Below are 14459 nucleotides of genomic sequence, written 5' to 3'. Positions count from 1 at the left end.
GACGCATCTTCAATTTTTATTGATTCAGCTCGCGCAAACTTTGCAGCGGTGGAATATCACTCAGATAACTCAGTCGATAACGACCAATCAGCGCACAGAGTAAAGTCATAAAGATCGGTAGAATCATCCAGATTTCCCAGTGTGGCTGAATCGGTAATTCCATGCGGTAACTGGCGACGGCGCTAATCACTTCGGCAAACAGACAAGATACAATTCCGGCACATAGACCAATAAAACCAATTTCCAGACTAAGCATGGTTTTCAGTTTCTGTTTGGAACTTCCGAATGAGCGAAGTAAAGCCACCTCTCGCTTGCGTTCATCCATGAGCAGATTCAGACAGGCAATCAGAACCAGTATTCCGGCCACACTCACCAGTAACGCCAAGATAGTCACGATCTGCACCAATACATTCACAATACGCTTGATCTCGTTCAGAATCAGGCTGACATCGATAAAGACCGTATTAGAAAACTGCTGGATCAGCTGAACCAGTTTTGGTCGTTCCTGTTCCGGCACATAGAAACTGCCCAGATAACTACCGGCATTGGCATCCATGGTATTCGGAGTAAAGATAAAGAAGAAATTCGGACTAAAGCTTTCCCACTCCACACTACGCAGATTCACCACTTTGGCTTCTAGTGGTCCCTCAGGTAAGCTAAACGTCAGCTTATCTCCAATCTTGATTCCCAGTTCTTCCGCAGTCGTGGCTTCAACTGAAACTTCTCCCGGCTGTTTCAATTGCGCTTCGCCACTTAAAATCACATTATCTTGTGGATATTGATCGGTCTGGGTCAGGTTCAGTTCACGGCGTAGTGTATTACTCTGCTTGACTAACTCTGCAGCGAATGGCTGATCATTTTTGGCAATCAGACGGCCACGAATATTCGGATATAGCGGCGTACTGTTCCAGCCATTTTGCTCTAACTCAGCCCTCAACTGTGGCATCTCAAAAGGTGGCAAGCCATAGACAAACTGGTTCGGTGTACCTTCTGGTAACTGCTGTTGCCAGCGTTCCAGCAGATCGGTACGCAATACGGCTAATACAGTAATCAGACTCAAGCCCAATGCCAAAGCGGTGATCTGTAATGCTGTCTGATAAGGTGTCCGTACATAAACAGAAATCCGGGATTTTGTATTACGCAGGACTTTCAGCAAGCCCCATACGGTGAGATACAGCACAGCGCAAAGCAGAATAATGGCACCAATTACCCAAGCCGTTAATACAATATTCTCGGTGAGCACCACACTGAAAATAATCAGGCTCAGTGTCCCACTCACCAGCATCCACAACATGGAATGTACGGATTTTTCTTCCTGACGGATAACCCGGATCGGTGCAGTATTGAGTAGTTGCCACAAACTTGGCAGCACAAAACCAAGCAATACCACAGCACTGGTCAGCATCGCAATTGGTAATGGACCTGATAGCATCGCCATCGCCGAGAATTGCAGCTGCAGATGTGGAATCAGCTGTAACATGAGTTGCAGCAAAGCATAACCTAAACTGATGCCAACAATGGTGCCTATGAGCATCGCGATTGCCAGTACCAGTCCAAGTAATGCCAGATAAGCCGCCAGAATTTGCTGTTTCGTCGCGCCGATACAACGCATTAACGCAATATGATCCTGATTCTGCTGTACATAGCGCTGTGCGGTTAAGGCAATCGCGATACCACAAAGCAAGATGGTCAAAATATTTGCCAACTGCAAAAAGGTATCCAGATTAGCAATCGGCTTCATCAAACGGGTATTGCTTTCACTGGCATTTCTTAGACGCAGACTATTCTGCTCCTCAAACTGTTGTTCCTCAGCTTCTGTATCCACACCTAGTTTAACAATCTTCTTAAAGTCTTTTTGATAGGTTTGAATACTGTCCGGATCACCTGCCATGAGCAGGCGATAATCAATCCGGCTACCAACCTGAATCGCATTGGTTCGTGCCACATCTGCCTGAGAGATAATTACGGTCGGTGAGAAACCTGAGAAGCCTAATTCCTGATTAGAGTCATAGTCAATCACGGCAGTAATCTTGAATGAGGCATCGGCAATATTAACCTGATCCCCCACTTTAACTTTAAGCAGATCCATGGCACGCTGACTGAGCCAGATTTCACCCGGTTTTAATTGTTTAGCTTCAGGTTTGACTCTTAGCTCACCGCGTAAAGGAAAAGCAGTATCAATCGCTTTGACATTGACCATGACAAATTCGTCATTGGTATGTGCCATACTGCCAAATACAGTAACCTCCGATTGCTGCAAACCCAGCTGATCAGCCTTTTCTCGCCAGGCATCTTCGATTGGCTCGTTATTACTGAGTAGCAGATCTCCAGCCAACATTTCCGCAGCTTGCAATGCCACGGCATTCTGAATCTGCTCATTACTGAACTTAAGCGCTGTGGTCGCACTAATTGCCAGGGTCAATGCAATAATCAGCAGATAAATGCCCGTAGTCTTAAAGCTTTGAGTCAGTAAAGGACGGAAGAGGTTCATATCATCCTCCATTCACATGTTCAGTCAACTGACCATTGCTTAACTCAAAATGACGCTGGCATAGTTGTGCCAGTTTCTGGTCATGGGTCACGAGAATTAAAGTGGTACCCAATTCATGGTTTAACTGAAATAACAGCTGTTCAATTTCCTTGGCGGTCTCCCCATCCAGATTTCCAGTCGGTTCATCAGCAAAAATGATTTTTGGCTCACTCACCAAAGCACGGGCAATCGCAACACGTTGCTGTTCCCCGCCAGAAAGCACTTTAGGGGTTTGCTGGGCCTGACGGTCCAGCCCTACTCTTTGCAACAGATTCAACGCTTTTTGTTCGGCTGCGGCATAATTGAAGTTTGGCTGTAAACGTAAGGGCAACATCACATTTTCTAATGCAGTCAGATGTGGCAACAGCTGAAAAGACTGAAATACAAAACCGATATTTTCCAGTCTGACCTTGGCTCGCTGTTCTTCATTCATTTCAGTAATGGATTCGCCACAGACCTGTAACTGACCTGAACTGGCCTGATCCAGGGTTGCCAGTATGCCCAGTAAGGTGGATTTCCCAGAGCCGGATCGTCCGGTAATCGCTACCTGTTCTCCAGCCAGAATCTCCAGATTGAGGTCCTCAAAAATCGTCAACTGTTTTTGTGATAGTTGTATCTTTTGTGTCAATTGTTGAGCAGAAATTATTGGCTGTGGCATGATGGTAGCTTTCTGGCGATCTTGAATCATACTTTTCCTATGCATCTGAATATTCAAATTCTAAAGTCTTATCTATTCCGCAGCTTAGCACTGTTTGGCCTGTGCCTGATGCCGGTGCTGGTTTCAGCAAAGACCATTATGATTCTGGGTGACAGCTTAAGTGCGGGTTATGGTATTCAACCTGAACAGGGTTGGGTCAATCTGTTGCAAAAACGTTTAAACCAACAGTATCCGAAACAGCATAAAGTGGTCAATGCAAGTGTGAGCGGTGAAACCACCAGCGGTGCACTGGCACGTCTGCCTAAACTGCTCCAGACCCACAAGCCACATATTGTCGTGATTGAACTGGGTGGCAATGATGGCCTACGTGGTCAGCCGCCACAGATGATTCAGAAAAATCTGGCAAATCTGGTTCAGCAAAGTCAGAAAGCCAAAGCAAAAGTCATTCTTTTTGGCATGAAAATGCCGCCAAATTATGGTCAAAGTTATACAAAAGCTTTTGAAAATAATTACAAGGTGGTGAGCCAGCAATATAAAGTGAAATTGTTACCATTCTTTTTGAATGGGGTAGCAGGAAATAAAAACTTGATGCAACAGGATCTGGTACATCCAAATGCCAAGGCACAAAGTATCCTGTTAAATAATGCTTATCCATATATTAAAGGCGCCCTCTAAGGCGCCTTTAATATCATTCATTCTTAAAATTCAAATTAGAAATCAAAAAAGGTGACTTCACCAGTTTCCAGTGAGTATTCAGCACCCACCACCAGTAATTTGCCTTGTGCAATGAGATTTTCCAGTACTGCTGAACCATGACGTAACTGGTTCACGGAAGCAAATACATTCGAACGCACTGCATGCTTAGACAGTTTGTTGAGGTCATCCTTCAGTTCAGTCTGCATCAGAATTTCAACTGATGGACGTACACGGTTAACAATTGACATCAGATTTGCAGATGGCGGAGTTGCCGGATTGGTTAGTGCTTCAATCGTAGAATGAATTGCGCCACAATGGGTATGACCCAAAACAATGACTACAGGACAACCAAAGCTTTCTGCAGCAAACTCAACACTACCAACCTGAGACGGCGCGACAATATTCCCTGCTACGCGAATGACAAACAGATCACCCAGACCTTGGTCAAATACCATTTCTGCTGGCACACGTGAATCTGAACATCCTAAAACAATAGCAAATGGTTCCTGACTTTCTGCCATTTCAGCACGTTGCTGATGCGATAATAATTTTAAATGCTGCGTTTCACCGTTGACAAAGCGTTGGTTACCCTTTTTAAGACGTTCTATAGCTTCCTGAGCTGTGAGCATTCGTGTTTACCACCGTTGTTTTAAGTTGCAATATTTTAATCCTCTGATTTATGAATGTCACTTGCAAAAAATCAGCTTGTCTAAATTTCTATCAGTAGACCTGCATCACACTAATATTTCAATTTATGATCAGAGTTCACATGAAAACTGATTTTTTTCACTTATGTGAATAACTTATTGGTGACATTACTTCACAATTATTTACAATAGAAATAACTCTATAATTTTATCTGAACAAGGTGGATTTGCTTCAGGATAAAACTGTTTTGAACAGTACACTGGATGCAAGACAAGGAATGTGACGCCATGATAAGAAAATTAATAAAGCGCTCAAAATTACTCTGCGCCATGACCCTAATATTAGCCCCAAGCTTCAGCACACTAAGTCAGGCCCAAGTCAGTTTTCCTACGCGTGCTCAGCCAGGCAATAATATTCTTAGCCAGTATCTGGTTCAGGAACGGCTACAGGCGGGTCTGAAAAGCAAAACGCTGAAAGTCGGTCATATTTCCTGGAGCTATAACGAGGGCGGGAATGTCAATAAACCCTCTATTTTACTGATTCATGGTCTGGCGGGCACCAAAGACGACTGGAATCGTGTCGCACGGTTTCTTACGCCTTATTATCATGTGATCGTTCCAGATTTACCCAATAATGGTGACACCCGTACACCCGCAGATTTTGATTTCTCAGTACCGAATGTAACCTCTCAACTGCGTATCTTTCTGGAAGCTTTGGATGTCGATGAGAATCTGCATGTTGCTGGACATTCTCTAGGGGGGTCGATTGCCACAGTTTATGCTTCTCAATATCCTTTCGATACGCAAAGCCTGTTCTTACTGAATAGTGCCGGAATCTATAAAAACGCCAATACGCGCTATACCCGTGATCCATATGCTTTAAAGAACCTGATTGTAAGCAAACCGGGAGATCTGGAAGATGTCAGTCATAAACTGATGCAGCATCCGCCTGCTCTCTCAGAGCAGTTAAAACATGCCCAGGAAAAACTGCTGATTTCCCGTTCCGAGCAGACCAGCAAAGCTATTGATCAAATTGTCATGCTGAGCCGGATCTACACGCCGGAAACATTTGCTCGTTTGACCCGTACTGTAGAAGCACCAACGTTGATTTTATGGGGTAAGCAGGATCGTATTATTAATGTTGAAGTGGCTAAAGAGCTGCACTCCCTATTTAAACGTGCTGAAACACCAGTGATCCTGAACAATGTTGGTCATATACCGATTCTTGAAGCAGAAAAACAGGTTGCACAGTATTATTTACCTTTTCTTGCAAAGACACAGACCCTAAAAAATCCACTTGCTGATAAACTCATCCCTTTAAATTAACTTTTAGAATCAATATGCAGAAACACCCGATGATTGAACAATTGATCGAAGCTCAGCTTGACTTTCTAGATCAGTCATTTGCTCAATCTGAAACGATTCAAAATGAGTTTCAGACTTTTTATCTCTGGTTCCGCAAACAGACCCTGAAAGATCTGTGGAGTCCAATGCAAATTAACCTGCTATTGCAAAAACAAATATTAGGCACAGCAGCCAGCTCTTTTTTGATTGAACAAATTGCAGAACATATCCGTTTTGCTTTGGTCCATCCTGCAAATGACAACACCAAGATTGCCGATGTGATTCCTGTACTGACCATTGATAAGATTGCTCAGTATGTCGCAAGTAAAAGTGGTCATCGTCAGCGCCTGATCAAGAAAGTAGTGAGTAATCCGGCCTTCTCTGCCATGATCAGCCAATTGATCCAACATTCAATTCAGGATTATCTGGATAATTCGGTGATTGCCAAAAGCGTACCCGGTGTTTCCCGCTTTATGAAAATGGGCAAATCTGTACTGGAAAATGTCACTGATACCAGTCTGGACAATACCATTGCCAAATACTTGCAAAAGAATATTCTCAAGCTTGGCCAGTTGAGTGAAAATATCCTGAACCAGCATTTTGATGATGAAAAACTCTATCATTTTCAAGCGAATCTCTGGCATAAAATCAAAGACATGCCTCTGTCCGTATTAAAGAATTATATTGAAGTACAAGACCTGACCCAGACTGTGAATTTGGGCCATGAGATCTGGGATCACATGCGCCAGACCGATTATCTGCAACAGCAGATACAGGATGGCGTACATGCCTGGTATGTCCGTAATCAGGAGCACACTTTTGATCTGCTACTTCGTGATCTGAATATCGATGAGTCGCTGATTCAGCATGAACTGAATGCCTTGCTGACACCGATTATTCAGCAGATGATTTCACAAGGCTATTTACGTGAACGTGCACGCCAATATCTGGAACAGTTTTATTATTCCAAAAGTACACTGAATATCTTAAAGATTGAAGTATAAAAAAAGCCGCTTCACGCGGCTTTTTTTATACTCACAGATTTAGAATTTTGCATTTAAGCTGATACCGTAACGACGACCATCTAATAATTGGTCACCATCAATATCTTCTGCTTTTTCATCCAGCAGATTATAGACCCCAAATTTACCTGTCAGGCTCGGGCTAAATTTGTAGTTAAAACCAAGGTCTATAAATTGATAGCCTGGATTCGGCTGGGCTATAGAGGTACGACTCAGGTAAGCAGATGTTTCAGAACGATGGTGCAAGCGGCTCCATACATTTAATGCATCGCTTAATTCATAATCTACCCCGATATTGAACATATGTTCTGGCATCTGGTTCAGTGGCTGACCTTTAAAATCACCCGACTTAAACTCGGAATCTGTATAAGTATAATTTGCAGTTAATGTCGTATAGTCATTTAAAGTAGCTTCTAAAGTAGCTTCCACACCACGAATTTCTGCTTCATCCACGTTAATACGCTCACTGATGAAGTAAAACGGCGTGTCTCCTTCGAAACATGTCCAGTTTTGCCAGTTATTTCGGTTTGTCGTTGTACCATCGGTATCGGTTTCACAGGCACGCACTTCGGTAATACGGTCTTCATATTTAGTGATAAAGCCGGTAATAGAAGTACTGATATAATCATTTTTCCAGTTGAAGCCCAGTTCAGTAGATAGACTCGATTCAGGTTCTAAATCCGGATTCGCACGAATGATGCCACGCCCTGTTGGTAATGGTGAACCGCTACCACCGGTAACACTATAGAAACCTTCAGTGGCTGCACGAATATCAGGTTGTTTATAACCTGTAGCTACACCGCCTTTTACAACAAAATTATCATTTATAGCGTACACCCCATACAGACGTGGTGATAAATGACCACTATAGTTTTCATCATGGTCATAACGTAAGCCGGCTGTTAAATCGAAACGATCTGTCATGTTCCAGGTATCTTCCAAGAACGCTGCAGCAGACCAGCGCGTCAATTCACTAAACTCAGGTGAATTCGGATTACGGTTAGTGGCTTTATCTTCGAGCTTTTCATCTTTAAAATATCCACCAAATGATAAAGTATGGTCACCCAATAACAAATTCCATTGACTGTTAGCAGTCCAGGTATCTAAGGTAATTCCTTTGGTACCCAGTTCCGTATTGCCTCGATCCGGATTTTTTGAATTTTCATATTGAATATATGATGAACTGTCCAAGTTATCGTTATAACGGCCATTATGAGTTACTGAATAAACATTACGATAATTGCGCGAAAACGAATCTGCAGCACCTTGAGCGGGTGCTACCGTTTTACCGACTGAAGTCGTAGATTCCTGTTGTACAAAATTGGCTTCAACTTGCACATCATGATCATCATTAATCGCATAGGTCAAACGCGAGTTTAAGCTTTCACGCTCGGTGCCACGGAAGCCGCCAATATAACGATCTTCATTACGTTCCTGCTTATTGACTGCCAGTTGCAAGCCAAGCTTATCTGCAATTAAAGGACCGGCAAGATATACAGAACCATTTTTAATATCACCTGAGCGGTTACTATCCTGAATGATGGTCCCTAACTCAATATTGCCAGACCATTCATCAGACACTTTTTTGGTAATGATATTGACTACCCCGCCCATGGCGTCTGTGCCATAAAGAGTTGATGCTGGACCACGGATAATTTCAATACGTTCAATTGCGGCAATTGGTGGCAGGATATTTTTTTCAAAACCACCGTCATCACCATTTGGGTTCACATCTTTACCATATTGACGCTTACCATCTACTAGAAACAAGGTGTAATTTGAGCTCATGCCACGAATACTGATGGTCTGTGCAGAACCTGCACCTGAAACTACGACCCCTGGCGTATTACGCAATACATCGGTAATGTCGTTATATTCACGCTTTTCTAATTCTTCACGATCAATGACCGTAATGGATGCAGGTGCTTTAGACAGGTCTTGTTCATAACCTGTTGCAGTTACCACAATCGTTTGCAGTTTCGCAGCTTCAACTTGTGGAGCACCAACTTCTACTGCAAATGTATTGCCCGCCATTGCCGAGCCGATTGCAAAGGCTAACGTCGATTTCAAAAACGGTGTGTTCATACTCTATTTACGCCCCAAAAGTAGATTTATGAAGAAATATTGATGGAATTGTGACGCATTGTATCAAATGTTACTCTAAACACAATTACTATTGATAATTATTATCATTATTAAATACAAATAAAAAAAGACCTCAATATTTGAGGCCTTTTTCATAAGCTAAATTTTATTTGCTACTTACTTGAAGTATGCACCTTCAGCCTGACTATGGTCAGTCTGGTCAACCACACGTGCAAGTTCTGGAACGTGCTGTTTCAAAGTCGTTTCAACGCCTTGTTTCAAAGTCACGTCAATTGCTGAACAGCCCTGACAACCGCCGCCAAATTTAAGTACAGCAGTCAAACCGTGTTCAGGATCTTCAACCACTTCAACCAGTGCACAGTTACCACCATGACCTGCCAGACCTGGATTAATTTCTGACTGAAGCACGTAAGTAATACGCTCTTCTACCGAGGCATCAGGACCTACACGTGGCACTTTAGAGTTTGGTGCACGGAAAGTCAGCTGACCACCAAAGCGGTCTTTGTTGTAATCAATTACTGCATCGAGCAAATAAGGAATAGATGGAGTATCGATATACGCAGGGAATTCTGGATAATCCTGTTTGTAATCTGTCGGTACAACTTCATCTGGTGCACTATAAGCCATGCAACATTCAGCGCGCGGTGTACCCGGATTTTCCACGAAAACGCGTACACCAATACCTGGTGTATTTTGCTTTTCCAGTAGATCCTTTAAATACTCTTGTGCAGTCGGTGTAATCAATAGATTTGGAATTTCTTCTGTAACTGCAGTGCTGCTGTTCTCAGTCGACATAACAATAATTTCCTCAAGCTGAAGCTGCCATTTTAACTGAAGATGCGGGGTAAATTTAAAATTTCAACTAAAATTGTCGGATTTATTATAAAAGTACTACTTAAATGTCAGAATAATGGCAAGATTAGGGATCACTACTTCAGAATTAGAACTGCCGTCTATGCTGCATTTACCCTTTAATCATACCGTTACCCTTATTCTGATTACCTGCATCATCTCTTTTATTGCCTTTTCCAAAGAGCAGGTCATGAACCGTCTGATTTTCTGGCCACCAGCAATTCAACGTGGTCAATATGACCGTTTTATTTCGCATGGCTTTATTCATGCAGATGGCACACATCTACTGTTCAATATGATTACGCTGTTCTTCTTTGGCAGTATTATCGAGAGCTTTTATCGCCAGTATCTTTATGATCTGGGCTTTGTCCTGTTCTATCTGGGTGGTCTGATTGCAGCCATTATTCCGAGTTATCTGCAAAATAAAAATAATCCACGCTGGGCAAGTCTGGGGGCCTCGGGTGCAGTATCAGCAGTGCTATTTGCCTATATTCTGTTTGAGCCATGGAAACTGATTTTCGTGTTTTTTATTCCTGTGCCGGCCATTATTTTTGCAGTACTTTATGTCGCTTATAGTGTCTGGTCTGGCAAACGTGGGAACAGCAATATCAATCACAGCGCCCATCTTTGGGGGGCGGCTTATGGTGTGATTATGACCATTATCCTGGAACCTCGACTTATTCCACACTTCCTGAATAAACTGGCTCAACTCCCCTTCTAGATTCTTTCATTCATCAAGGGTACTGAGAATTAGTTTTTAAACGAGTGATGATAAGGAAGCCATATGCTTCCTTTTATTTCGAAACATCTCGTAATAATTTTAAAAGTCAGGATGTCATATATTGCCAACCTTGGAGTGGATTTTGCAGTGATAATGTATACATCTGTATATTAATTGCTGTAAATCGCGAGATATTTTGCATGTCCAATTCCCCAGACGGTCTTCAATTCCCTATTTCTGCTTCACAACAAAAACCTAGCACTTCAAAAATTGGCCGCACTATCATTTCTGAAGCCTTAAACGCTGTTGATCCTGTACATGCCAGCGCAGCTCAACAGGAAAAAAACTGGCGTAAGCAATATCCGGTTCACTTTAAACATCTGGTTGAAGATGGCCTGCGCTCTCCAGGTGCAGCACTGAATATTGCCCAACAAGGTCTGGAAACAGCGCATGCCAGTTTTGAATATTACCGTGATGGCCAGAAGCATCTACTCAAAGATGTAATGTCTTTACCTGCGCAAAACCTGAGTACCTTTCAGCTGAAAGGTCAGTCTGAAAAAGCTCCTGAATGGTATGTGCCTTATCATGGTAAAAAATTGCAGGGACAAGCCTTAGTGGACCAGATCCAACTATGGGAAGAACGTGGTATCGTCGAGCCAAGTCATGCCCATGCCCTGCGTGAATGTATTGCCCATCCGGAATGGTTTGACCTGTCAGATCGTACCACGGTGCTGTTCGGTGCTGCTTCTGAAGCGGGTCCACTGACCTGGTTATCTAAATGGAAAGCCAATATCGTGGCAATTGACCTGCCCAATACCCGTGTCTGGAGCAAGATTCTGGATACGGTAAGTGAAGGTAATGCTACTTTATATGCGCCTTCAGCTGAAACTCTGCCAGCGGATACTTCAATTGAAGTTCTAAAAGAGAAGCTCGGTGCCAACCTGCTAACGCAAATTCCAGAAATTGCCCAATGGCTGATTCAGTTCGAGCAAAACCTGGATCTGGCAGCAATCGCCTACCTGGATGGTGAAAAACATGTGCGTGTTTCCATGGCAATGGATGCAATCATGAAACATGTCAGCGGGCAGAAAGCCAATACCAGTTTGATGTATATGTGTACACCAACTGACGTCTATGCGGTGCCAGAAGAAGTTGTTCAAGCATCGCAAAGCAAATACCATTATCTGTCTAAACTGGAAAGTACTTTGACCAAAGGTATTTCGCTAATCTCACGCAAACATTTCTTTAAGAAAAATGCACAAGATTTATTCAAAGTTGCTGATCAATCCTATGGCATATGTGACTGTCTGGTCGTTGAACAAGGCCCGAACTATGCGCTGGCAAAACGCATCCAGCAATGGCGTGCCACACTGGCACGTACCAATGGCCAACATGTCAGTATTAATATCGCACCTTCTACAACCACTTATTCTGTAACCAAGAATCCGCTGCTTAAAGCTGCGTTTAATGGTGCCAGCCTGTTTGATGTCGAAGCTTTTGCACCAGAAACTACCAATGCGATTATGGCAGCCTTATGGATTCATGATCTGCGTAATCCGGAGTCTGTGGCTAATCCAGATGTAAAACTGAATCATCCACTTGAGCTGATGATGTCTGGTGCAAATCATGGTGGTTTATGGCGAGTGGCTTATCTGGCACGTACTGCACTGCCTTTTGCGGCGCTATATGGTTTTGCGACGGATAAGTTGCCGAAAGGATTGTTAGGCAAGTTGAAGAAATAATAGTAATCGCTCTTTCCTGTCCAAGTTTTTAAAGCACTACACAGGTATTGGTGAGAAAAAGTTTTTTTACTTTTCCCTCATCCCAGCCCTCTCCTGAGCAAGTTTTAAAGCACTGCTTTTAAAACGAAGTACAAGTGAGGGTCAGGGAGAGGTTATTCTCTACTTAAATCACTCTATTTAAATATAAAGCTCTTCCTCTCTTTTTAGGAGATGAGCATCCTTAGAATATATTCCGAGTGCGAAAGGGAGAGGTAAAAATCACCAATAAAAAACGCTGCCTTGGCAGCGTTTTTTACATCAAATTTTCTTAGAAAACTTTTAACAGTACCCAGTACAAACCACCTGACAGACAGATCGTTGCTGGCAGTGTGAACACCCAGGCAGACAGAATCGTTTTCACCATCTGGAAGTTCAGGCCAGACTTGTTCGCTACCATCGTACCTGCAACCGCAGAGTTCAGAACATGAGTCGTTGATACCGGCATACCGAAACCGTCTGCAGCAGCAATTGTAGTCATGGCTACCAGCTCGGCAGACATCCCCTGACCATAAGTCATATGTTGTTTACCAATACGCTCACCTACAGTCACTACAATACGTTTCCAGCCCACCATGGTACCTAGACCAAGGGCCAAAGCAACCGCCACTTTTACCCAAGTCGGGATGTATTGCAGGAATGAATCCAGGTTATCACGATAGTCGTCAACTGTTTTTTCCTGTGCAGCAGTCATCGCAGGCAAAGCTTCTGCTTTATCCAAGCGTTTAAATGCTGTGGTGCTCAAGTACATGTCATTACGGAATTCTGAAACTTGCGCCTCAGGCACATCTTTAATATTCGTGTATGAACCGACTTTTTCACCCAAATGATCCGTTAAGCTTGCCAATGCTGGCACAACTTCAGCATTTAACTCTTTAGTCTGAATATATTTGGTAATTACGGCACGTGCCTGTTCATCCGGAATATCATCATGCTGTGGATAGATCACATCAGCAGTTTGAGCAGATAACTGACCGAAAGACTGGATATGCTGTGCATCAAGATTCTTGTTTAACGAGTATGCCAAAGGTACACAACCGATCAAGATCAGCATGATCAGGCCCATACCTTTTTGACCATCATTTGAACCATGGGCAAAGCTTACGCCAGTACAGGTAAAAATCAGAATGGCACGAATCAGTGGTGGTGGTGGCTTGTTACCTTCAGGTGGCTTAAACAGTTCTAGCTGCTTTCTGAAGATTTTTTTCACCAGCAAGAACAGGATTGCAGCAAAAGCAAAACCGATCAAAGGCGAAAATAACAGCGCCTTACCGACTTTCATCACCTGTTCCATGTCCACACCGGAAGCACCGCCACCTGCGTTGAGCAGATAGTTCATGATGCCCACCCCCAGAATCGAACCAATCAGGGTATGTGAACTCGAAGCAGGAATACCCAGGAACCAGGTGCCCAGATTCCAGAGAATCGCGGCGATCAGCATGGCAAAGACCATGGCAAAACCGGCCCCTGTACCCACGTTCATAATCAGTTCAACAGGAAGTAATGCAATGATCCCGTAAGCAACGGCACCACTGGCCACCATTACCCCAAGGAAATTACAGAAACCTGCCCACATGACTGCAACCGGTGCAGACAATGCGTTGGTATAGATTACGGTGGCAACCGCGTTGGCTGTATCGTGGAAACCATTGACGAATTCAAAGCCCAGCGCAATAAATAGCGCTGTGGCTAAAAGAATCATCGAATACATACCGATTGCTGGAACATGCGCCAGATCTGAAGTCAACTGAAAGCCGATATAAATCAGCGTAGAAATAATTACAGTCAGAAACACCGGCATAAAAAATTTCGGTGTTGGCACATGAACATTAGTCGACTTATGTGAAGGCGACTGATGGGCTGAACCTGAGGGAGTTTGATTAGAATTCATGCAAGCAGGAATAGAGGATTCAAGAATCCCCATATTGTTCAGTTTAATTGTGACAATTATATGACAAAGCGCCATCATATAGACCAATTTCTTAGACTTTCTTGCTGCCGTTCATCCTAAAGCTACATACTATCAATATTAAAATTAAAAAATAAAAATCAATAATTTATTTAAATAAAAACCGTTTATCCACTCAACTTCATTCATGTTTTGC

Annotated in this window: 11 protein-coding genes; 5 read left to right on the top strand and 6 right to left on the bottom strand. The window is 43.1% G+C overall.

Annotation, left to right across the window (positions count from 1 at the left end; all coding sequences use genetic code 11):
* Positions 1–16: 16 nt before the first annotated feature.
* Positions 17–2491 (bottom strand): ABC transporter permease, encoded by a 2475-nt coding sequence (locus tag BK820_RS02045; RefSeq protein ID WP_071319955.1) that lies wholly within the window; start codon positions 2489–2491, stop codon positions 17–19.
* 1 nt (position 2492) lies between these two features.
* The gene (locus tag BK820_RS02040; RefSeq protein WP_004893459.1) at positions 2493–3218 is read right to left on the bottom strand and encodes an ABC transporter ATP-binding protein; all 726 of its coding nucleotides are present in this window, start codon (positions 3216–3218) and stop codon (positions 2493–2495) included.
* 78 nt (positions 3219–3296) lie between these two features.
* Here BK820_RS02040 and BK820_RS02035 point away from each other — a divergent pair, with 78 nt between their 5' ends.
* Positions 3297–3863 carry an arylesterase gene (locus BK820_RS02035; protein WP_372510645.1) on the top strand — a complete coding sequence of 189 codons (567 nt, stop codon included), beginning with the start codon at positions 3297–3299 and terminating at the stop codon, positions 3861–3863.
* A gap of 35 nt (positions 3864–3898) precedes the next feature.
* Here BK820_RS02035 and BK820_RS02030 read toward each other — a convergent pair whose 3' ends face one another.
* Entirely contained in the window at positions 3899–4513 is a 615-nt protein-coding gene (locus BK820_RS02030; RefSeq protein WP_004810892.1) for a carbonic anhydrase, read from the bottom strand.
* Positions 4514–4819: 306 nt separating this feature from the next.
* Between BK820_RS02030 and BK820_RS02025 the strand changes: the two genes are divergently transcribed.
* Together BK820_RS02025 and BK820_RS02020 are read left to right on the top strand one after the other, a co-directional pair.
* Positions 4820–5857, top strand: a complete 1038-nt coding sequence (locus tag BK820_RS02025; RefSeq protein ID WP_071319954.1) for an alpha/beta fold hydrolase — start codon at positions 4820–4822, stop codon at positions 5855–5857.
* 14 nt (positions 5858–5871) lie between these two features.
* Positions 5872–6879 (top strand): hypothetical protein, encoded by a 1008-nt coding sequence (locus BK820_RS02020; RefSeq protein WP_048882286.1) that lies wholly within the window; start codon positions 5872–5874, stop codon positions 6877–6879.
* Positions 6880–6918: 39 nt separating this feature from the next.
* On the opposite strand, the gene BK820_RS02015 is transcribed toward BK820_RS02020, so the two are convergent.
* Positions 6919–8982 (bottom strand): TonB-dependent receptor domain-containing protein, encoded by a 2064-nt coding sequence (locus tag BK820_RS02015; RefSeq protein WP_071319953.1) that lies wholly within the window; start codon positions 8980–8982, stop codon positions 6919–6921.
* A gap of 177 nt (positions 8983–9159) precedes the next feature.
* Complete coding sequence (gene nfuA / locus BK820_RS02010; RefSeq protein WP_004810902.1) at positions 9160–9798, bottom strand: Fe-S biogenesis protein NfuA; 639 nt, start codon at positions 9796–9798, stop codon at positions 9160–9162.
* A 160-nt stretch (positions 9799–9958) separates the two neighbouring features.
* Between nfuA and BK820_RS02005 the strand changes: the two genes are divergently transcribed.
* Both BK820_RS02005 and BK820_RS02000 read left to right on the top strand, forming a co-directional pair.
* On the top strand, positions 9959–10576 hold the full coding sequence (locus BK820_RS02005; RefSeq protein ID WP_008304768.1) for a rhomboid family intramembrane serine protease: 618 nt from the start codon (positions 9959–9961) through the stop codon (positions 10574–10576).
* 200 nt (positions 10577–10776) lie between these two features.
* A complete protein-coding gene (locus tag BK820_RS02000) occupies positions 10777–12318 on the top strand; it encodes a hypothetical protein (protein ID WP_071319952.1) in 1542 nt (513 codons plus the stop codon).
* 307 nt (positions 12319–12625) lie between these two features.
* Here BK820_RS02000 and BK820_RS01995 read toward each other — a convergent pair whose 3' ends face one another.
* Positions 12626–14245, bottom strand: a complete 1620-nt coding sequence (locus tag BK820_RS01995) for an inorganic phosphate transporter (protein ID WP_071319951.1) — start codon at positions 14243–14245, stop codon at positions 12626–12628.
* Positions 14246–14459: the final 214 nt, after the last annotated feature.

Origin of the sequence: Acinetobacter sp. LCT-H3 (assembly GCF_001866125.1) — a bacterium.
GTDB lineage: Bacteria > Pseudomonadota > Gammaproteobacteria > Pseudomonadales > Moraxellaceae > Acinetobacter > Acinetobacter schindleri.
This window is presented reverse-complemented; position numbering and strand designations above follow the sequence as displayed.

Bases quoted from the DNA above. Each gene is read 5' to 3' on its own strand.
- BK820_RS02045 (WP_071319955.1), bottom strand. From the start codon at position 2,491: ATGAACCTCTTCCGTCCTTTACTGACTCAAAGCTTTAAGACTACGGGC.
- BK820_RS02040 (WP_004893459.1), bottom strand. From the start codon at position 3,218: ATGATTCAAGATCGCCAGAAAGCTACCATCATGCCACAGCCAATAATT.
- BK820_RS02035 (WP_372510645.1), top strand. From the start codon at position 3,297: ATGCCGGTGCTGGTTTCAGCAAAGACCATTATGATTCTGGGTGACAGC.
- BK820_RS02030 (WP_004810892.1), bottom strand. From the start codon at position 4,513: ATGCTCACAGCTCAGGAAGCTATAGAACGTCTTAAAAAGGGTAACCAA.
- BK820_RS02025 (WP_071319954.1), top strand. From the start codon at position 4,820: ATGATAAGAAAATTAATAAAGCGCTCAAAATTACTCTGCGCCATGACC.
- BK820_RS02020 (WP_048882286.1), top strand. From the start codon at position 5,872: ATGCAGAAACACCCGATGATTGAACAATTGATCGAAGCTCAGCTTGAC.
- BK820_RS02015 (WP_071319953.1), bottom strand. From the start codon at position 8,982: ATGAACACACCGTTTTTGAAATCGACGTTAGCCTTTGCAATCGGCTCG.
- nfuA (WP_004810902.1), bottom strand. From the start codon at position 9,798: ATGTCGACTGAGAACAGCAGCACTGCAGTTACAGAAGAAATTCCAAAT.
- BK820_RS02005 (WP_008304768.1), top strand. From the start codon at position 9,959: ATGCTGCATTTACCCTTTAATCATACCGTTACCCTTATTCTGATTACC.
- BK820_RS02000 (WP_071319952.1), top strand. From the start codon at position 10,777: ATGTCCAATTCCCCAGACGGTCTTCAATTCCCTATTTCTGCTTCACAA.
- BK820_RS01995 (WP_071319951.1), bottom strand. From the start codon at position 14,245: ATGAATTCTAATCAAACTCCCTCAGGTTCAGCCCATCAGTCGCCTTCA.